This window comes from Marinospirillum perlucidum, from assembly GCF_003336805.1.
Taxonomy (GTDB): Bacteria; Pseudomonadota; Gammaproteobacteria; order Pseudomonadales; family Halomonadaceae; genus Marinospirillum; species Marinospirillum perlucidum.
In genome coordinates, this window is the sequence record NZ_QFWJ01000008.1 from 108247 (window position 1) to 127819 (window position 19573).

The window sequence follows — 19573 nt, forward strand, 5'->3', positions numbered from 1 at the left end:
GCCTTTCCTTCTGACCTGAAAGCAAGCAAGACAGGAGAAATTCTTATGGCAGGCCATAGTAAATGGGCCAATATCAAACACCGTAAAGCAGCCCAGGATGCCAAGCGGGGCAAGATATTCACCAAGCTGATTCGTGAACTGACTGTGGCTGCACGAGCCGGTGGTCCCGAGCCAGCAGATAACCCTCGTCTTCGAGCTGCAGTCGACAAGGCACTGTCGAACAATATGACCAAGGACACCATCGAGAGGGCCATTGCCCGGGGCGCAGGTACCAACGATGGTGACAGCATGGAAGAAGTGGTTTATGAAGGCTATGGTCCCGGTGGCGTGGCTGTGCTGGTTGACTGTATGACCGATAATAAGAATCGCACGGTTTCCGATGTGCGCCATGCCTTTAACAAGAGTGGCGGTAACCTGGGAACCTCTGGTTCCGTGGCTTATCTGTTTAACAAGCGTGGCCGGATCAGTTTCAGTTCGGGTGTCAGTGAAGAAGACATCATGGAAGCTGCTCTGGAAGCCGGAGCCGAGGATCTGATCACCAATTCCGACGGCAGTGTGGATGTATTTACCGACCCGGCCGATTTTGGACAGGTCAAGGATGCCCTGGATGCAGCCGGATTTTCTGCGGATTCAGCTGAAGTCTCCATGTTTCCGGATACCTACAGTGAAATCACGGATGCTGATCTGGCTCAGAAGGTGCTGCGTTTGGTCGACATGCTGGAAGACCTGGATGATACCCAGGAAGTCTATTCCAACGCCGACTTTAGTGATGAAGTCATGGAGCAGTTAAATTGACAGACCTGATTGCTGTCACCTGCGCCGAGGGTAGAAGGCATTATCTCTTCAATAAGCGGAGTTTACATCGAGTGGCTGAGCGTTTTGAGAGAGATTTTAACGCAGTAGCATCAAGCGCAGTCATTAGTCATGTTGATTCTGGGTATTGATCCGGGATCACGGATTACCGGCTATGGCTTGATTGAAGCCCAGGGCCGGCGCATGAGTTATCGGGCCAGTGGTTGTATCCGCATCCAGGCAACAACCCTGCCGCAAAAACTGGCCCAGATCTATGCGGGGCTGGCGGAGTTGATTCAGGAATACCGGCCGGATGAAGTGGCGATAGAAAGGGTCTTTATGGCCAAGAATGCCGATTCGGCACTCAAGCTGGGTCAGGCAAGGGGGACGGCAGTGGTCTGTGTCGCCAACCAGGGGCTGGAGCTGAGCGAGTATTCGGCCAAGGAGGTCAAGCTGGCTGTGACCGGTCGCGGCGGAGCTGACAAGACGCAGGTTCAGCACATGGTAAAAGCCCTGCTTAAACTCTCCGCCACTCCTCAGGCGGATGCGGCCGATGCCCTGGCAATTGCCCTCTGCCATGCCTACACCCTGAGTGGCCTGGTTGCTCTTTCGGGTCAGTTGGGTGGTAGTCAAAAGGGGAGCAGTTGGCGGCATTTTGATCCCGGCCAGCCCAAGCTTTCCCGCAAAAAATAATTGTGCTTTAGCGCTTCTTACACGAGTTGCCTGTCATGAATTTTGATTTGCCCCTGTTTATTTTCTCTCTGGATCTGTTTGGCACCATCGTCTTTGCCATAGCAGGGGTTTTGGCTGCAGCAGAAAGGCGCCTGGATCTGTTTGGGGTGGTGGTGGTTGGCACGGTAACAGCGATTGGTGGTGGCACCCTGCGCGATCTTATTCTGGGGCGGCTGCCGGTTTTCTGGGTTCAGGATACCCTCTATCTCACCTTGACCATCATTACCTCCATCGTGGTTTTTACCCTGGCACGCAAGATGCGTTTTCCCCATCGGGCCATTGTTGTGGCTGATGCCATCGGTCTGGCCGTTTTCACTGTCATTGGTGCCAAGGTAGCTTTAAGTCTGGGGCATCCACCCATGGTGGCCGTGGTGACCGGGGTGATGACAGCCGTTTTTGGCGGGATCGTTCGCGATGTTCTGACTGCAGTGAAACCGATGATTTTTGAAAAGGAAATCTATGCTACGGCAGTTATGGCCGGGGCTTTTGTTTACGTGAATTTGACCTGGTTTTTGCCGCCTAGTTGGGAAACCTTTACCACCCTGGTGTCCATGGGCGTGGTACTCTTTCTTCGCTTGGCGGCCATCCATTGGCATCTGCATCTGCCCGTTTTCCTGAGCATTGAAGAAACCTCCCGAAAGGATGACTAATACCGGGATTTCCTGCCGGAGCAGGGAAATTTATTAAGAGGAGAGACACGATGATTGGCCGTTTACAGGGCGTGCTGGTAGAAAAACAGCCCTCCTGGGTGATTGTTGATATTCAGGGCGTGGGTTATGAGGTGGAATTGCCGCTTTCGGTTTTTGCCAATCTTCCTGCCCTTGGCGATGAGCTGCTTCTCTGGATTCATCAGGTCATTCGCGAAGATGCCAATTTGCTTTATGGTTTTGCCCGTCTGGAAGATCGCCAGTTATTCCGGGAATTGATCAAGGTCAGTGGCATTGGTCCCAAGGTGGCCTTGGCTATTCTTTCCTCCCTGGAAACTGCCCAGCTATTGCGAGTCATTCAGGATGGGGATCTTCAGGCGCTAACGCGCGTGCCCGGTATCGGCAAAAAAACGGCTGAACGGCTGCTTGTGGATCTCAAAGACCGTTTGCAAGCCTGGAATCCGCAACAGGTGGCAAAACTGGAATTGCCGGTTGAAGCCTCTGAAGAAACGACCCGAGACCCGAGGGCCGAAGCCGAAGCTGCACTGATAACCCTGGGGTATAAGCCAACCGAGGCTAGCCGAGCGGTTTCTCGCCTTGATGCAGCGGGCCAGGATACTCAGGCCTTGATCAAGGCGGCACTGAAAAACCTGGCCGGTTAAGCTGCGGCGATCTGTTTTTTGCCCGGCCAGGCCTAAGCATCCAAGGAGGACGCTAAGCTTGATTAGAAAACTTCCCCGCTGGGTGGAAATCGGCGGCTTCTGGCTGGCTATGATTGCCGGATCGGTCAATGCGATCGGGGTGCTGGGTTTCCAGCATCAGGCGGTGTCGCATTTAACCGGCACCTCAACCCTGGCCAGCTTGGCTCTGGTGGATCTGGCCTGGTCGGAACTCCTGCATCTAGTCCTGATTCTGATCTCTTTTGTGGCGGGAGCTGCTTTCAGTGGTGCCCTGATCAACAATGCTGTCCTGCGCCTGGGCCACCGTTACGGGGTGGCGCTGATTTGTGAAGCCCTGTTGTTATTGCTGGCCATGCTAGCGCTGAGTGCAGGCTCCAATTCGGGTCACTACCTGGCTTCTGCCGCCTGTGGGCTCCAGAACGCAATGGTCAGTACCTACAGCGGGGCAGTCGTACGTACCACCCATGTCTCCGGCCTTTTCACTGATTTGGGGAGCATGCTCGGAGCCCGTTTGCGAGGCCATCCGCTGGATCGGCGTAAACTCCTGCTGTTTTCGCTGCTGATCTCCGGTTTTCTGACCGGAGGGAGCCTGGGAACCCTGGCTTTTATTCGTTTCGGGTTTGCTGCCCTGGCTTTTTCTGCCTTTGCCGCCTTGCTTTTAGCCATCATCTACTGGATCTACTATCTGAAAACCCGGCGTCTGCCTGCATCTTGAAAGACCTGCCAATCCCTTGCTGCTGCCGCTAGATTCGCAAGTTTTTGCAGACTGCTGTTAAACTCCGGCCATGCTTATTGTTTATCAGGCCAGTGATTATCTGGAAGCTCATCTGGTAGCCGGAATGCTGCAAAGCAGAGGGCTGCAAGCTTATGTTTGTGGCGAATACCTGCAGGGCGGTATTGGCGAGATGGCTCCTCTGGGGTTTGCCCAGGTGGGAGTTAGCGAAGAGGATTATGCACTGGCGTATCAACTGGTTCAGGAATATTCCCGAAAGGACCCGGACAGTGAAACTTGAGAGGTCCCATGATGCAAACAACCCTGGCTTTTGATGTTTATGGCACCCTGATCGATACCCAGGGCGTTTTGGTGGAATTGCAGAAGCTGCTGGGCGATCAGGCGCCAGCCTTCTCCGCTCGCTGGCGCGAAAAACAGCTGGAATACTCTTTTCGCCGGGGCCTGATGCAGAATTACCAGGATTTTTCCGTATGTACACGCGACGCCCTGGAGTTTTGTGATCGCTTCTATCAAACGCAGTTGACTGCTGAGCAAAAACAGCAGCTGTTGGCCTGCTATCGGACACTCCCGGCATTTGATGATGCCAAAGCTGCTTTACAGGAGCTCAGTGAAGCCGGTTTTCGGCTCTTTGCTTTCTCGAATGGTAGCGCTGAAGCCGTTAAAGGGCTGTTGCAACATGCCGGGATAGACGGTTTTTTTGAAGGTGTGGTGAGTGTTGAAGACTTGAAATCCTTCAAACCCAATCCGGCGGTCTACAGCCATTTCTTGCGCTCGAGTTCTGCTCGTGCCAACGAAACCTGGCTGATTTCCAGTAATCCTTTTGATGTGATTGGCGCTGTTTCTGCTGGCTGGCAAGCCGCGTGGGTTCAGCGTTCTTCCGAGGCAGTGTTCGATCCCTGGGGAATAGAACCCGATGCACGGGTTACTAGCCTTGGCGAATTGAAAAGGGTTCTGGATGCTGCTCGCTAGAACCACAGGTTGCCGTTTGCTGGAGGATATCTGGTAAAATGCGCCTTCACCGCCAATCCCGAACAAGGAAGCCCCTTCAGTGATTGAAAGCGATCGCCTTATTGCTGCAGAAAGCCTGCCCCAGGAGACCAACCAGGATCATGCCATTCGCCCCAAGAGGCTGGCTGATTACACGGGCCAGCCCCAGGTTTGCGAACAGATGGAAATCTTTATCAGTGCCGCCCGGGGTCGCAAGGAGGCACTGGACCATACCCTGATTTTCGGGCCGCCGGGACTGGGCAAGACAACCCTGGCCAATATCATTGCCGAAGAGATGGGGGTGCATATCAAGAGCACCTCTGGCCCGGTTCTGGAAAAGGCGGGTGATCTGGCCGCCATGCTGACCAACCTGGAAGAAGGCGATGTCCTTTTTATCGATGAAATCCATCGTTTGAATCCAGCTGTTGAGGAGGTGCTCTATCCGGCCATGGAAGACTACCAGCTGGATATCATGATTGGAGAAGGCCCTGCAGCCCGCTCTATCAAGCTGGATTTGCCACCTTTTACCCTGGTCGGGGCCACTACTCGGGCGGGCCTGCTGACCGCCCCCTTGCGTGACCGTTTTGGTATCGTCCAGCGTCTGGAGTTCTATTCGGTGGCTGATTTGACTTCCATTGTAGGGCGTTCGGCCGGATTGCTGGGGCTGGAGGCCGAAGCAGGTGGGGCTGAGGAGATCGCCCGACGATCCCGCGGAACCCCGCGTATCGCCAATCGTCTTTTACGTCGAGTGAGGGATTTTGCCGAAGTGAAATCCAATGGCGTGATTAGTGCAGAAGTGGCGGATCTTGCACTCAATCTGCTGAATGTGGATACCCATGGTCTGGATCATATGGACAGGCGTCTGCTTCTGGCCATGATGGAGAAGTTTACCGGGGGGCCTGTCGGGGTGGAAAGTCTGGCAGCAGCCATTTCTGAATCCCGCGATACCATTGAAGAGGTTCTGGAACCCTACCTGATCCAGCAGGGTTTCATGATGCGAACTGCCCGGGGACGCCAGGTGACCAATCTGGCCTGGCAGCACTTTGGCTTGCAGCAACCTCATTAGGGAGTAAGGCATGAGTTCTCAAGGCGTTTTTACCTGGCCGCTGCGTGTCTACTATGAAGATACCGATGCCGGTGGTATTGTTTACTATGTCAACTATCTGAAATTTATGGAAAGAGCCCGCACGGAATGGTTGCGAACCCTAGGGTGGGAGCAGGCCGATTTGCCCTGGTTGTTTGTGGTTCGTCGGGCGGATACCGAATATCGTCAGCCAGCGAGGCTGGATGACTATCTGCAGGTGAAGACGGAAATGGCGAGTGCACGAGGTGCGCGCCTGGTTTTTTCGCAGTCGGTTTGCCGTGGTCAGGAACTGCTGTGTCAGGCCAGGGTCGAAGTCGCCTGCGTTGATCGTGAATCGCTGAAACCCGTTCGCTTGCCCCAGGATTTGCTGGCAGCTTTGCGTGGGTCGGCTGCTGTATCCCTTTAATTGTTTCTTGTATTAAGGAGTCCAAGTTGCAAGAGCTGACTTTCTGGAAAATGGTGTTTGAGGCCAGTCTGTTTATCCAGTTTCTGATGATGGCCTTGTTAATCGGCTCCATTATTTCCTGGGTATCCATCTTTCAGCGCTGGCAGATTTTTCGTGTCGCCAAGGAGGCCCATGACGAGTTTCGCGAACGTTTCTGGTCCGGCATCGAATTGAATGAACTCTTTCGCAATACTGATCCCTATGAGGTTCAGGGGGCCGAAAGAGTGATCTATTCCGGATTTAAAACCTTCAATCGGGTTCGCCAGAAAACCACAGATCCCGAACCCATTCTGGAAGGTGTAGAGCGTTCCATGCGTATAGCCCTGGCCGAAGAGCAGGATCGCCTTCACTCGGGTCTGCCCTTGTTGGCGACAATCGGTTCAGTCAGTCCGCATATCGGCCTTTTTGGTACGGTCTGGGGCATTATGGAAGCTTTCAAGAGTCTGGCTGGCGTCCAGCAAGCCACCTTCGCTGTGGTAGCACCCGGCATGGCCGAGGCCTTGATGACCACAGCCATGGGGCTTTTTGTCGCCATTCCGTCGGTGATCGCCTATAACCGCTATATGTCGACCAGTGAAAGCCTGTTAAATCACTATGAAAACTTTGCCGATGAGTTTTCCGGTATTCTGCACCGTAGCTTGATCGCCAAGAAAGCTGACTAGGGGAGCCGAAATGCGAACGCAAAGACTCCGCCGCAGGCCGCCCAAGCCGCCGATCTCCGAGGTCAATGTACTGCCCTACATTGATGTCATGCTGGTGCTCTTGGTGATCTTCATGGTGACAGCTCCGATCCTTACCCAGGGGGTGGATGTGGAGTTGCCCCAGGTGACTTCTGAGCCTATCCAGACCGAAGAGGATCGTGAACCTCTGGTCGTTTCTCTGGATGTTCAGGGGCGCTACTATCTGGAAATGGGGGCAAATTCGGATGAGCCTCTGAGCCTGGAAGCGGTGATTGAGCAGGTCGCTCGCATCAAGCGCCAGAATCCTGAGCTGCCCGTGTTATTACGTGGTGATCGTCGGGTGGCCTATGGTGAGGTGGTGATCCTGATGAGCCAGTTGCAGGCAGCAGGTGTCACCCAGGTCGGGCTGATTTCCCAGCCACCTGAAGATCGCTAGGAGCCGGGGTGAGACCAGCTAATCTGTCCTTATCGCTGATTCTTGCACTCTTGGTGCATCTGGTGGCCCTTGGCCTGCTTTTCTGGCAGGGTTTGCAGATGTACGAGCCGCCGGAAGTACCCAGCCAGGAAATTATTCGAGCCACCATTATTTCCGAGGACCCGGCCCAAGCTCGTCAGCAGGAGGCAGCAGAGCAGGAAAGACGACGTCAGGCAGAAGCAAGACGCAGGCAGCGAGAAGCCGAAGAAGCCCGGCAGCGTGCCGAAGAGGAAGCTCGACGTCAGCAGGAGGAAGCGGCCCGCCGTCAAGCCGAGCAGGAACGTCAGGCCGAAGCGGAGCGTCAACGTCGCCTCCAGGAGCAACGTGAAGCCGAATTACAGGCCCAGCAGGAAGCTGAACAGCAAAGGCAGCTGCAAATACAGCGTGAGCGCGAGGAAGCGGAGCGGTTGCGTACAGAGGCCGAACGACAGAGACAACTGGAAGAGCGTATCCGTCAGCAGGTGGAGGCTGAACGTGCCGCAGAGGCCCGCCGTCAACGTGAAGAGGAAGCTCGAATCCGGGCCGAATCCCAGCGCCAACGTGAGGCGGCCCTGGCTGAGCAGGCTGCAGCCGACGCCCAGGCCAGAGCTCGAATGGAAGGCATTATCTTTAACCGTGTTTCTGAACAGTGGACTCGTCCGCCCGGCGTAACCAGTGATCTAAGGACGGTGATCCAGGTTCGATTGCTGGGTACTGGCGAACTGGCCCCGGACGGGATTACACTGCTGGAATCCAGTGGTAATGATGCTTTTGATCGTTCAGCCATCCAGGCGATCGAAAGAGCTGTGCCCTTTCCCCTGTTGCAACTGGAACCTCGGCAAAGAAATATGTTCCGAGAGTTAGACCTGATTTTTACACCAGAGGACCTGATGCAGTGATTTCCAAAACTTTAAAGCTAACCCTCCTGTTTTTACTCATGGCGCTGATGTTGAGCTTTAAAGTCCAGGCCAATCTGACAATACGTATTACCCAAGGGAGTGATCAGACCACTCCTGTGGCGATAGTGCCTTTTTCCTGGAAGGGAGAAGGGGCGTTGCCTGAAGATGTCGCTCGGATTGTTTCTGATAATTTGCAACGCACAGGGCTTTTTGAAGCGATTCCCCGAGAAAATCTGGTGAGTCTGCCTTCCAGTAGTGCTGATGTCATCTATCGGGATTGGCGGCTACTGCAGGCTGATTATTTGCTGGTAGGGTCGATTGACCGAGCGGATAACGGTGAAGATCTGGTCATCAACTATGAACTCTTCGATGTGTTGGCCGAAGAGAGATTGCTGGGCGAAAGGGTGACTTCCAGCAGCCGCGAGCTACGTTCCCGTGCTCATTTTATCAGTGACCGGGTTTACCAGGAATTAACCGGACAAAGAGGGATTTTCTCCACCCGGCTGGCGTACGTAACTGCAGAACCCCGTGAAGGTGAGGGGAGCTACCAGTATCGCTTGCATGTTGCCGATGCTGACGGGCAACGCTCTCGTACCGTACTGACATCCCGGGAACCTATTCTCTCACCCGACTGGTCGCCAGATGGCACCAAGCTGGCTTACGTCTCCTTTGAGCGAGGTCGCCCGGCCATCTATATCCAGGAAGTGGCGACCGGCTCGCGATACCAACTGACCAATTACCGAGGGTTGAACGGAGCACCTGCCTGGTCACCTGATGGCAAGCAGTTGGCTTTGACTTTGTCACGTGACGGTAACCCGGAAATCTATATTTACCGTCTGGAAGAAAGACGATTAATTCGGGTGACTCACCATTACTCAATTGACACTGAACCCTCCTGGTCGCCGGATGGAAAAAAACTTATATTTACTTCAAGTAGAAGTGGCGGGCCCCAAATCTATCAAGTAAATTTGGAGTCGGGTAATATCGGTCGCTTGAGTTTTGAAGGCAACTACAATGCAAGAGCAAGGTATTCACCTGATGGGAATGAGGTTTTTATGGTTCACAGGGAAAGTGGAGGTGGACTCTTTAGCATTGCTGCGCTTAATATGGAAACAGGCCGCTTGCGCACTCTGACGACTTCGCCCCTGGACGAGTCGCCCAGTGTGGCGCCCAACGGCAGTATGGTCATCTATGCACTAATGCGGGGTGATCAGGGAGTGCTCGGGGTTGTTTCAACTGATGGCAGAATCAAGTATGAACTGCCAGCAGAAAGGAGTGACGTCAGGGAACCCGCCTGGTCCCCGTTCTTGAATTAACTGGATTTTATTTACCGGTTAAAGTTTCGTCCCGGATGGGCTAGACTCACGGGTGAAAAAACTACAATCTTCTTAAAATTGGGAGAAGAATATGGATCTGATGAAGTACAGCAAACCCTTTGCTTTGGCTGCCGTTTTGGCACTGGTTGCCGGTTGTGGCGGCAGTGGTGGTACACAACCTGCCGACGAAACCGAAGACGAAGTCACTGCCGAAGAAGTGCAAACCTCCGACGGTGCTGAAACCTCTGCAGCAGGTGAAGAAAGTGGTGCCAATGCTGAAGCCATGGGCGAAGACGCTATGGATGCAATGCGTCCTGAAGTGATGACCATCTACTTCGATTTCGATAAGTCCAACATCCGCAGCGAATTCTATGATGTCCTGAACGGTCATGCTGCTTACCTGCAAGCCAACCCTGATGCTCAGGTTGTTCTGGAAGGTCACGCTGATGAGCGCGGCACTCGTGAATACAACATGGCTCTGGGTGAGCGTCGTGGTAACTCCGTGCAGCGTTATCTTTCTCTGCAGGGTGTAAGCGCTGATCAGATGGAAGTGGTTAGCTACGGCGAAGAACGCCCCGTCGTTCGTGCTGCTGATACCGCAGAAGAACATGCCAAAAACCGCCGTGTTGAATTTGTTTACTAATACAGGGCGTCTCTGACGTGAAAGCACTTTTTCTCAGTCTAAGTGTCAGAGTAAAAACAGGGGCCATTTATGGCCCCCGTTTTATTTTGGCCAGCCTTTTTTTATTCCTTCCCCTTAGTTCTCTCCAGGCAGAAGGTCGGACGGCCGCTGTGGCCCAGGCTGAGCTCTTCATGCAACTGGAGCAGTTGCAAATGGAAGTTCAGTCACTACGTAATCAAGTCGAACAGCAGGCTCATGCACTTTCCCAGATGCGGGAAAACCAACGGCGCCGTTATATCGATCTGGACGAGCGACTACAGGATCATTCCCAGCGTCTAACCGAGTTGGAAGCCTTGCCCACAGAAACTGTGCAGGAAGACATTCAAACAGCTTCCACTCAGGAAGAAGAAGGCAATGCCGAGGGACAGCAATTAACGGCTCAGCAAGCCTATGCGCAAGCCTACCAACTGGTTCCAGAGCGGCGTTTTGATGAGGCTATTCTTGCCTTCCAGAATTTCATCAAAGATTATCCGGATTCACGCCTGGTCGGTAATGGCTATTACTGGTTAGGCGAAATCCACATGGCCCAGAATCGGACCCAGGAAGCTGAACAGATGTTCGAGGCGGTCGTACGCCGTTTCCCGGCTAGTTTCAAACTGGCTGATTCCAAATACAAGCTGGGGCTGATTAATGCTCGCTATGGCAAGGAAGAAGAAGCTCGACGCATGATGCAATCGATTGTAGAAGAACATCCTAATGAACCGGCTGCCGAATTGGCTCGCAGTTGGTTAAACCGTTAATTCTTTGATGAGTAGTATTGAGGCTATGCAAGCAATTTATTCTTACCAGGCTCCAGACGATCTGCTTAAAGACCGGGTGATTCTGGTGACGGGAGCTGGTGATGGCATTGGTCGCGCAGCAGCCCTGGGCTATGCGGCTAAAGGCGCGACCGTTATTCTGCTGGGGCGTACGATCAGCAAGCTGGAAGCAGTCTATGACGAGATTGAAGCCCTCGGCAAGGCAGAGCCAGCCATCTATCCATTGAATTTTGAAGGGGCTCAATGGCAAGACTATCAGGATATGGCCGACCGTCTCTATGAGGCGTTCGGACGTCTTGACGGTGTTCTGCACAATGCCGGTATTCTTGGCCAGATTACGCCACTGCAAGGTTACAACCCGGAGCTGTGGAAACAGGTCATGCAGATTAACTTTAATGGCCCCACGATGATGCTGCAGGCATTGATTGCCCTTTTGCAGCAATCCGAGGATGCATCCGTCATCTTGACGTCCTCCTCTGTAGGACGCAAGGGTAGAGCCTTCTGGGGTGCTTATGCCTGTTCCAAGTTTGCTCTGGAAGGCCTTTCCCAGGTCATGGCCGATGAATTGCAGAATATCAGTAATATTCGGGTCAATACGCTTAATCCTGGAGCAACCCGTACCCAGATGCGTGCTAAGGCTTATCCTGCCGAGAATCCTGAAAGTCTGCCTGCTCCCGAGGCTATTCTTCCCGCCTATTTCTATCTGATGGGACCGGATAGTAAAGGAGTGACGGGTCAGCAGTTTGATGCTCAGGCTCCCAAAAAAGCCTGAGTTCAGCCAACCTAGACAGGGAAGTCCGGGTGAATTCGCATGATCTCCTTGAGTAGATCCTCCAGCTTGGGTTCCTTGGGGTCCAGCGCCTTACGAATGTCCAGCTTGCTTTCCTGGGCTAGATCCAGCATCTGTTGATCCTGCAAGGGTTTTAACTTCGGGGAAGTCAATAAGCGAACTTCCGGATTGAGTCTTTGGTCAGGATGAGTTGCGTGTACCACGGCAATGCTGCCATTAGTCAGCTCTACCAGACAGCCGGGCGGATAGACCCCCAGGCTATGAATGAATTTTTCCACCAGGCGATTATCAAAATCGTGAAAACGCCAGCGATACAGCTGCCCTAGCGCCCTTGAAGGCGATAGGGCCTGCCGATAGCTGCGATTGCGGGTTAGGGCCTCATAAACCGAAGTAATCGCCACTAGGCGCGCCAGAAAGCTAATCTGTCGCCCTTTTAGGCGATCAGGATAGCCCTCTCCATTGGTTCTTTCCTGGTGGTGAAGGACTATATCCAGTGTTTGTTCATCAAAACCGCCTTCCTGGGCTTGCAAATATTCATAGCCTCGGCGCGGGTAATGTCGGATTAACTCTTTTTCTTCAGCGGTCAGTGGATCGGTCTTTGTCAGGATGCTGGCCGGTACCTGTAACAGGCCGATGCAGTGGAGAAGAGCCCCCATTCCCAGAGGAATGAGGTCGTCCTGGCGCAGGCTGATATGCTTGGCAAAAACCAAGCTGAGAACGGCCACATTAACGGACTTGGCCACCAGTTCGTCCTGATGATCCCTGAGCATCGCTAGGTAAGCCATGCTCTTGCTGTCGTGCAGAACAGCTTCCATGAGCTGCTCCAGAACCGGACGCATCCGTTTTTGTTGCAATGCCTTCCCCAGACGAACGTCAGCCATCACCCGGTCAATTTGCTGGCGCAGGTTCAGATAAAGCTTGCGGCTGGAATCAAAAGAGCTTTCCGGTGTCTGGGTTCGATTCAGGTCGACATAAACATGCCTGACATCCGGGAACTGCTTTACAAAATCCTGCATGGACTTGAAAGTCAGTTCCCGCGTTTCAAAAGGGGTGTCCTGAACGTCAATGTCCAGTCTACAAATGAGCATGCCGGGTTCGAGTTGATCCACGGCCAGCTTGAGGTATTTGGGCTGAGTTGACATCCGGATGTCCGTGTTCTGCTTCTTAAGATGAATGTAACTTGTATTTTACCAGAAATTACAATACTTCATAGTTATCTTATGAAGATGATCCCTTTGAAGCCAATTGGAGGCCAGTCTCGAGTCGTGCAGCCGCCAGCAAGGCGGCTGCTTGAAGATTTATTCCCAGAAGCCTGCAATTTCAACTGATTTCAGCAGGGCTTCGACCAGAGCTTCGGTAATAGCCAGCAGGCGTGAATCCACTTGGCTTTCTGCTACGTTACGCTGGGAGCCGCGTTTGACAACCAATACCTGGCCACCCTTGCTGGCCTCGGCAGTGATACGCAAATTATAAATTTTCATGCCCGCCACCTCGGTAACAAATTCCTGGCTGACATCCAGGCTGATCACCTGAGGAGAGGTGGCTGCATACTGGATACTGTAGCGGTTGAATACGCGTCTTGCCCGGGTAATAAGCCGCTCGTCACTGGAGTTTTCCAGACGCAGGGCAACACTGCCTTCGCGCCGGGGAGCTAGGGTTACTTCCAGGCGACGCCTTTCACCTGCGGCCAGATAGATACGTGCTTCTTCAGGATGGTAGCCCTCAGCAGCTATGCGGTAGCTGTAGCGTCCAGGTGGCAATAACAGTTGCTCATCCGCTGCCAGGTTTTCATTGTTGATTTCAATGCTGGCATCGATGGGTTCTGGTAGAAAGGAAATCCTGGCAAAGTTCAGGTATTTGCTTGCTTCTTCACGCTTGGATTCGGCCAGGCTCGCTACCTGTTCGGGCCCGGGACGAGCGTCACTGGGCAGGTAATTGCTGAAAGCCATAAGAAAACTGGCTTTATCCTGAATTTCCTGGATTTGGGCTCGGCTGAGGATGTCCAGATTCTGGTCCAGATCGCGTTGAAGTTGACGACTGGTGTCGAGCAGGGCTTCACGATCCAGGGAGGCCTGAACCCGGTAACCGTCTTCTACCTGGCGGGGTTCGGAGTAGCTGACGCCCTGAAAGTAGGAGTTGGATTGAATTCGGATGCGATTATTGAGGCTGTTGGAGTAGTTATCACCCTCCAGGCGGGTGACACTTTCCGTATCCGATTCCACGGCCGCCAGAATCGTTTGGGAAAGCTCTTGGAGTGCTTTTTCGCGCGCTTCTTCAGGTGTATTGCCATAACCGTCAGCAAAAAGCCGGTTTGACGCAACAGCCTGAAAGGAGACGGCGAGCGTAAGCAAGATGAGAAGGCCGAAAATAAGAGGGCGCATCAGCAGTCTCCTGTATTATTCAATAATAATGCTGTTGGATTCGGATTCACCGATTCTCAGAACCAGGAAGGCACCGGAATCCATCACCCGAAAGACACGGCCCGGACCCTGATAGTTGTCCTGCAGATCCATTAGCAGTTCGAAAGCATCAGCCTGACCTTCACAGTTGACGGTATAGTCAAAACTTGTGGTTCCTGCTGCATTGCGTCTAACCCGGTTGCAAACCTGATTAAACATCTGGTGTACATTGCGGCTGACATCACCGACACTGGGTCCGGCACTGACCACCACCTTGAAAGCCTTGCCTCTGGCTGCTTCTCGCTGCCAGGACCGGTTGATCTGGCCCAGCACTTTATTGGCGGCATCATTGGCCGCTTCAGCTGTCAGGGCGGCGCCCCCGGCAATCGCTCTTTCCTCGGAATAGCCATTGGCAGCACCCAGTTGGCTGGCCGTAGCTGTGTAGTAGGCGGTAGCATTGACCGTTGATTGGGCAACACGATTCCCGGCAATCTGGCGTTCGGCTACTTCGGCATCAACACGGATATAGATGTCGCTACCGGTTTGCAGGGCAAGCAGATACATGGGGTCCAGGTTGCCTTCCAGGGTGGCTGCCTGTTGCACGATTTCATTGATATTCTCGCTGGCATCCATTACCTGGACTTCATAGTTGCGATCCTGGAGATACTCGGAAAATACATTGGCTGCATGGCGGGCATCACCTTGGGGATCTTCGGCAATTACGGTGATTCTGGGGTTGGCCAGATCGGCTGCCAGGGCTTGAGTCGAGGTCAGGATGTTGCGAGCAACCAGGTCTTCTTTCAGTTTGGCGATATCCACACGAAAGCTGCGTTCGATGCGGCTTTGGCCTGCTTCCTGACGTTTACTGAGCAGGCCGCTTTCATGATTGATATAGCGCATGGCGTTGGCCCAGAACTCACCTTCGTAGTTACGAAAGCTCTGGCGCTGGCCATCAGTGTTCAAAAGGGCATTGCTGCCGCCAAAAAGGGCAAACCAGACGGCTGCCTTGCGAGCGTCATCGCGTGCTTCTGCCAGATTGTTGCCCAGACCGGTCGCACGGATCAGGTTTTCCGTGGAGGAATAGGATTCCACCAGTGTTGCCTGATGTGAAAGAGGCGGGTCGGTCGGTTTGACCGTTGATTCTGGTGCTGATGCACAGGCGGTCAGTAACAGGGCCAATAGAAGAACAATAATCGGGGTGCGCATGTTAACGATCTCTCTTTACTGGATCAGCGTTTTTTCGAAGGGGCGTTCGAGGATGTATTTAATGAAGCTTGGCGCAGATAATCACACTCCCGTGAAGGATGGCTCATCATGCTGGCAAAGGGGCCAGCAAAGCCTAGGTGAAAAGCAATGCCAGCTTGTACATTCAAGCCACCGGTCATAGCCAGTTCATCAGTGATGATGCTGCCATCATCATATTCATCGTACTGGGTTCCAAAGGGTTGGTTATAGGCAGCACCTGCGTAGATTTTGACATTGGGGGTGAAGTAGTAGCCCAATTCAGCTCGAGGAATCACATTGTAGGTGGTTAAATCGAAGTTCTTGTCTTCGTCGTTCAGGTTGGTGAAGCTGTGAGCTTCAGCGCCAAAATCGGCACCGGCAGAAACATAGGTGCCAGCTCCCAGATGGAAACGCTTTTCAAAGCCCAGGCGCAGACGGGCTGCAGCACTGCCTTCCAGATAATCGAAGGTTTCTTCACCGGAGGAGTTGGCCCCCAGTCCCAGGTCCAGATTCATCCAAACTTCCGACATGCCGGAAGCATTGAACAGATAGCCCAGGTTGCCTTGAAAGCCGAGTTCCAACATGGAGGTGGCACCCGCACCCGTTGCTTCATCGTTGATGGTCAGTTCTGTACCACTTTGAGATGCGCCAATACGGCCATAAACACCGGTCCAGGGGTGTTCGACGGCCAGATCATAGGCTTCAACATCACCGGCCAGGAGCGCACCCTCACTGGGTGTACGTTCATCCGCTGGGAGAACCAGGCAATTGCGACCCGGCTTGCGAACACGGCCCCAGCCTACAACCTCTTCCTGCTGGTCAATCACGCGGCGGAAGGTAAAGGGCTGGTCTACCCGAATATCTTCCTGGTTGCCTACCTCTAAAATGATACGGCCAGGAGTGGGGTCCAAAACTGGCGTGCTAACCGCAAAACGACGGTCTTCTTTCAGCTGGGTGCTTAAAGCCAGGGTTGAATCTTTGAAAGAGTCCTGGAAGGCCTCGTCAAAAATTTGCTGGGCATCTCGCTCACGGGGCATTCTTTCCGTGGTAACACTTGCCGTCCCCGACATCTGTTGGGCCATGCCTTCGAAGATGCCATCCGCTTCAGCACTTAGCTGCAGATCGACCGTGAATTCTTCACCATTGTAGTGAAAAACAACCAGGCGGGTCTCCAGAGGTGCCTGTAGGCTCGTGGAGTAAACATAATAGGTGCTGCCATCGTAGCGTTGGCGTTCCTGCTGACTAATGAACATCCGACCTTCTAACCGGGGCAGGTAAAAGCCCATGGCATAACTGGAGGAGACTAGGCCTTCCAGTACCCGGGCGGGCATGCCGGTTTGGCGAGCGCGCTGGGTGATAAAGGTGTTTTTTTCCAGGGCATTCATTTCTTCATAGCGGGCTTCTGCTGCCGCGCCCATGACATCCTGCATAACCGGCGCAATATGGGTATTCAGATGGTTTAGCAAATAGTTGCGAAACTCGCGGTAGCTGCGGGTTCGGGAGTCCAGTTCAGGAACCAGCCGGCCAATATCCAGATCTTCAAAAACCTGGGTTGCCGTAGTCAGAGTGGCTTCATCGTTTTCAAAAACCAGGCGATCAAAGCGGGAGGGAATAACAAAGCGGATGTATTCAGCCAGGGTTGCATCGGCATAATCCTGATTGATCTCTACCGACCAGTGACCGTAAGGACGGGTTTCACCTTCATGAGGGGTATAAAAAACCGGGAAGTTAAAACGGGTTCTTTCCAACCCCAGGCGGGAAATGCCCATCACGACCTGGCGTTCACTGGCAGCGACGCTACTATCAGCGGTTACTTGATCTCTGCGGGTTTCAGCAAAGCTGGTGGCTGGTAGGGCCAGAGTCGTTGCAAGCAATGTCAGTGGCAGCAGGGGAAGTAGGTTTTTGGGAACCAAAGCGGAAAGCATGTGTCAATTTCCTTATAACCAAGTGTTAGTCATTTCATTTTTTTCAGCAGCACTGTCATGCTGCTGGAGTCTGGCCATCTCAAAGCAAGAATATTAGCATAGATGCTTGTTGCTTCAATCATTTACCTTTTTTAATAAAAAGATACGTCAATTTATCTGATCCAAAGCAAGCGAGTGTTTCTTTCCTGTTATTTGGTAATGAATTTCTTCTTGCTGGTGGATGGATGATTGATCCGATCCGGATATATTCATGTCGCAAACATTTCAAGTGGTGTCCAATTATCAGCCTGCTGGCGACCAGCCCCAGGCAATAGCGGGTCTGGTCGAAGGTCTGGAGCAGGGGCTGGCTCACCAGACTCTCTTGGGGGTCACGGGTTCAGGTAAAACCTTCACCATGGCCAAGGTCATTGAAGCCGTGCAAAGACCGACTTTGATTCTGGCGCATAATAAAACCCTGGCGGCCCAGCTATACGGCGAATTCAAGCAATTCTTTCCCAATAATGCTGTGGAATATTTTGTTTCCTACTACGACTATTACCAGCCGGAAGCCTACGTGCCTTCCAGTGATACCTTTATCGAAAAAGATGCCTCCATCAATGAACATATTGAGCAGATGCGTCTGTCAGCGACCAAGGCTCTACTGGAAAGGGATGATGCCATCATCGTGGCGACGGTTTCTTCAATCTATGGTCTGGGCGATCCTTCAGCCTACCTGAAAATGGTGGTGCATCTGGATCGTGGCGAAAAAATGAATCAGCGACAGTTGCTGCGCCGTATGGCGGAATTGCAGTACACGCGTAATGATCTGGACTTTCGCCGGGCCACCTTTCGGGTGCGTGGGGATGTCATTGATATCTTTCCCGCAGAATCGGAATATGAAGCGGTTAGAGTCGAACTGTTTGATGATGAAATCGAGCAGATCAGCCTGTTTGACCCCCTGACCGGTGAAGTTCTGCGCAAGGTGCCGCGCTACACCATCTACCCCAAAAGTCACTATGTCACTCCGCGGGAAACCCTGCTGAAGGCCGTGGATGAAATCAAGGAAGAGCTGCGCGAGCGTCTGGATTACCTGCGTAAACATGATCGTCTGGTTGAGGCGCAAAGGTTGGAGCAGCGAACGCTCTACGATATTGAAATGATGATCGAGCTGGGCTATTGCACGGGCATCGAAAACTATTCCCGTTATCTTTCCGGGCGTGAACCCGGTCTGGCACCGCCGACCTTTTTTGATTATCTACCAGCTCACGCGCTGCTGATGATTGATGAATCCCACGTTACCATCCCCCAGATAGGGGCCATGTACAAGGGGGATCGTTCGCGCAAGGAAACCCTGGTTGAATATGGTTTTCGTATGCCTTCGGCACTGGATAACCGCCCCCTGAAATTTGAAGAATGGGAAGCTCTTGCTCCCCAGATGATCTTTGTTTCGGCAACCCCTGCCCAGTATGAAGAAGAGCATGCCGGTCAGGTGGTTGAACAGGTGGTCAGGCCTACCGGTTTGGTCGATCCCGAGATAGAGGTGCGTCCGGCCAAGCAGCAGGTGGATGACCTCCTGGGTGAGATCAATCTGGTCACGGCTCGGGGTGAAAGAGTCTTGGTCACGACTCTGACCAAGCGCATGGCTGAGGATCTGACGGAATACCTGAGTGAACACGGTGTACGCGTGCGTTACCTGCATTCGGACATCGATACCGTCGAGCGGGTGGAAATCATTCGTGATCTGCGCCTGGGTGAATTTGATGTGCTGGTCGGGATTAACCTCTTGCGTGAAGGCTTGGATATGCCGGAAGTCTCACTAGTCGCCATTCTGGATGCGGACAAAGAAGGCTTTTTGCGTTCCGAGCGTTCCATGATCCAGACCCTGGGTCGTGCCGCTCGTAATGCACAGGGGCGGGCTATCTTTTATGCCGATCGCATGACCGGCTCTATGCAAAGAGCCATTGATGAGACGGAAAGGCGGCGGGCCAAACAGTTGGCACACAACGAGAAGATGGGAATTACCCCGCAAACCATCTACAAATCAGTGGAGGATATTCTCGAAGGGGCCCAGAATCCCGGTAAACGTGATGGTCAGGGGCGGCGTCAGAAAGCTGCTGAACCAGCAGGTGAGTATGCTGCCGAGGCCTTGCAAACACCGGAAGAAATCGATCAGGTCATGGCCGGTCTTGAAGAAGAGATGTTTGCTGCCGCCAAGAATCTGGAATTTGAAAAAGCAGCCAGGATTCGTGATCAGCTTCAGCAACTGCAGAATAAGCGAATTCAGGTATAACTGGCCGGGGAAGTGCTTGTCTTTCCAGTAAATCTTTATGTTAGAATTGTCTAAATTAATTCTAACCGTCTTGGCAG

General features: G+C 53.0%; 21 protein-coding genes. 17 read left to right on the forward strand and 4 right to left on the reverse strand.

Annotated elements, in window-relative coordinates; translation table 11 throughout:
* Positions 1 to 45: 45 nt before the first annotated feature.
* The 16 genes from DFK18_RS10930 (at position 46) to DFK18_RS11005 (ending at position 11661) form a co-directional block, all read left to right on the forward strand.
* A complete protein-coding gene (locus DFK18_RS10930) occupies positions 46 to 795 on the forward strand; it encodes a YebC/PmpR family DNA-binding transcriptional regulator (RefSeq protein ID WP_114418297.1) in 750 nt (249 codons plus the stop codon).
* A gap of 129 nt (positions 796 to 924) precedes the next feature.
* Positions 925 to 1485 (forward strand): crossover junction endodeoxyribonuclease RuvC, encoded by a 561-nt coding sequence (gene ruvC / locus DFK18_RS10935; RefSeq protein ID WP_114418298.1) that lies wholly within the window; start codon positions 925 to 927, stop codon positions 1483 to 1485.
* A 35-nt stretch (positions 1486 to 1520) separates the two neighbouring features.
* Positions 1521 to 2174, forward strand: a complete 654-nt coding sequence (locus tag DFK18_RS10940; protein ID WP_114418299.1) for a trimeric intracellular cation channel family protein — start codon at positions 1521 to 1523, stop codon at positions 2172 to 2174.
* A 50-nt stretch (positions 2175 to 2224) separates the two neighbouring features.
* The gene (gene ruvA, locus DFK18_RS10945) at positions 2225 to 2833 is read left to right on the forward strand and encodes a Holliday junction branch migration protein RuvA (protein WP_114418300.1); all 609 of its coding nucleotides are present in this window, start codon (positions 2225 to 2227) and stop codon (positions 2831 to 2833) included.
* 58 nt (positions 2834 to 2891) lie between these two features.
* Positions 2892 to 3566 carry a YoaK family protein gene (locus tag DFK18_RS10950; RefSeq protein WP_218563945.1) on the forward strand — a complete coding sequence of 225 codons (675 nt, stop codon included), beginning with the start codon at positions 2892 to 2894 and terminating at the stop codon, positions 3564 to 3566.
* Between the two features lie 70 nt (positions 3567 to 3636).
* Positions 3637 to 3864, forward strand: a complete 228-nt coding sequence (locus DFK18_RS10955; protein WP_114418301.1) for a putative signal transducing protein — start codon at positions 3637 to 3639, stop codon at positions 3862 to 3864.
* A gap of 11 nt (positions 3865 to 3875) precedes the next feature.
* Entirely contained in the window at positions 3876 to 4553 is a 678-nt protein-coding gene (locus DFK18_RS10960; protein WP_114418330.1) for a haloacid dehalogenase type II, read from the forward strand.
* Positions 4554 to 4632: 79 nt separating this feature from the next.
* The gene (gene ruvB / locus DFK18_RS10965) at positions 4633 to 5637 is read left to right on the forward strand and encodes a Holliday junction branch migration DNA helicase RuvB (RefSeq protein ID WP_114418302.1); all 1005 of its coding nucleotides are present in this window, start codon (positions 4633 to 4635) and stop codon (positions 5635 to 5637) included.
* A 10-nt stretch (positions 5638 to 5647) separates the two neighbouring features.
* On the forward strand, positions 5648 to 6061 hold the full coding sequence (gene ybgC, locus DFK18_RS10970) for a tol-pal system-associated acyl-CoA thioesterase (protein ID WP_114418303.1): 414 nt from the start codon (positions 5648 to 5650) through the stop codon (positions 6059 to 6061).
* A gap of 26 nt (positions 6062 to 6087) precedes the next feature.
* A complete protein-coding gene (gene tolQ, locus DFK18_RS10975) occupies positions 6088 to 6762 on the forward strand; it encodes a protein TolQ (protein ID WP_342769762.1) in 675 nt (224 codons plus the stop codon).
* A gap of 10 nt (positions 6763 to 6772) precedes the next feature.
* Positions 6773 to 7216, forward strand: a complete 444-nt coding sequence (gene tolR / locus DFK18_RS10980) for a protein TolR (protein ID WP_114418304.1) — start codon at positions 6773 to 6775, stop codon at positions 7214 to 7216.
* Positions 7217 to 7224: 8 nt separating this feature from the next.
* A complete protein-coding gene (gene tolA / locus DFK18_RS10985) occupies positions 7225 to 8133 on the forward strand; it encodes a cell envelope integrity protein TolA (RefSeq protein ID WP_245944367.1) in 909 nt (302 codons plus the stop codon).
* Entirely contained in the window at positions 8130 to 9449 is a 1320-nt protein-coding gene (gene tolB / locus DFK18_RS10990) for a Tol-Pal system beta propeller repeat protein TolB (protein ID WP_245944368.1), read from the forward strand. The genes tolA and tolB overlap by 4 nt, the downstream gene beginning before the upstream one ends.
* Positions 9450 to 9540: 91 nt before the next feature.
* A complete protein-coding gene (pal, locus tag DFK18_RS10995; protein ID WP_114418305.1) occupies positions 9541 to 10092 on the forward strand; it encodes a peptidoglycan-associated lipoprotein Pal in 552 nt (183 codons plus the stop codon).
* Positions 10093 to 10109: 17 nt separating this feature from the next.
* Positions 10110 to 10871: a tol-pal system protein YbgF gene (gene ybgF, locus DFK18_RS11000; protein ID WP_114418306.1), complete on the forward strand. Its 762-nt coding sequence runs from the start codon at positions 10110 to 10112 to the stop codon at positions 10869 to 10871.
* Positions 10872 to 10896: 25 nt separating this feature from the next.
* A complete protein-coding gene (locus DFK18_RS11005; RefSeq protein WP_114418307.1) occupies positions 10897 to 11661 on the forward strand; it encodes a YciK family oxidoreductase in 765 nt (254 codons plus the stop codon).
* A gap of 11 nt (positions 11662 to 11672) precedes the next feature.
* On the opposite strand, the gene DFK18_RS11010 is transcribed toward DFK18_RS11005, so the two are convergent.
* From DFK18_RS11010 to DFK18_RS11025, 4 genes are all read right to left on the reverse strand, one after another.
* Positions 11673 to 12821: an HD-GYP domain-containing protein gene (locus tag DFK18_RS11010; RefSeq protein WP_114418308.1), complete on the reverse strand. Its 1149-nt coding sequence runs from the start codon at positions 12819 to 12821 to the stop codon at positions 11673 to 11675.
* A gap of 156 nt (positions 12822 to 12977) precedes the next feature.
* Positions 12978 to 14060: a carboxypeptidase-like regulatory domain-containing protein gene (locus tag DFK18_RS11015; RefSeq protein ID WP_114418309.1), complete on the reverse strand. Its 1083-nt coding sequence runs from the start codon at positions 14058 to 14060 to the stop codon at positions 12978 to 12980.
* A 15-nt stretch (positions 14061 to 14075) separates the two neighbouring features.
* A complete protein-coding gene (locus DFK18_RS11020) occupies positions 14076 to 15284 on the reverse strand; it encodes a DUF6175 family protein (RefSeq protein WP_114418310.1) in 1209 nt (402 codons plus the stop codon).
* A 23-nt stretch (positions 15285 to 15307) separates the two neighbouring features.
* Positions 15308 to 17227 (reverse strand): hypothetical protein, encoded by a 1920-nt coding sequence (locus tag DFK18_RS11025; protein WP_114418311.1) that lies wholly within the window; start codon positions 17225 to 17227, stop codon positions 15308 to 15310.
* Between the two features lie 250 nt (positions 17228 to 17477).
* Between DFK18_RS11025 and uvrB the strand changes: the two genes are divergently transcribed.
* Positions 17478 to 19496, forward strand: a complete 2019-nt coding sequence (gene uvrB, locus DFK18_RS11030; RefSeq protein ID WP_114418312.1) for an excinuclease ABC subunit UvrB — start codon at positions 17478 to 17480, stop codon at positions 19494 to 19496.
* Positions 19497 to 19573 lie beyond the last annotated feature (77 nt).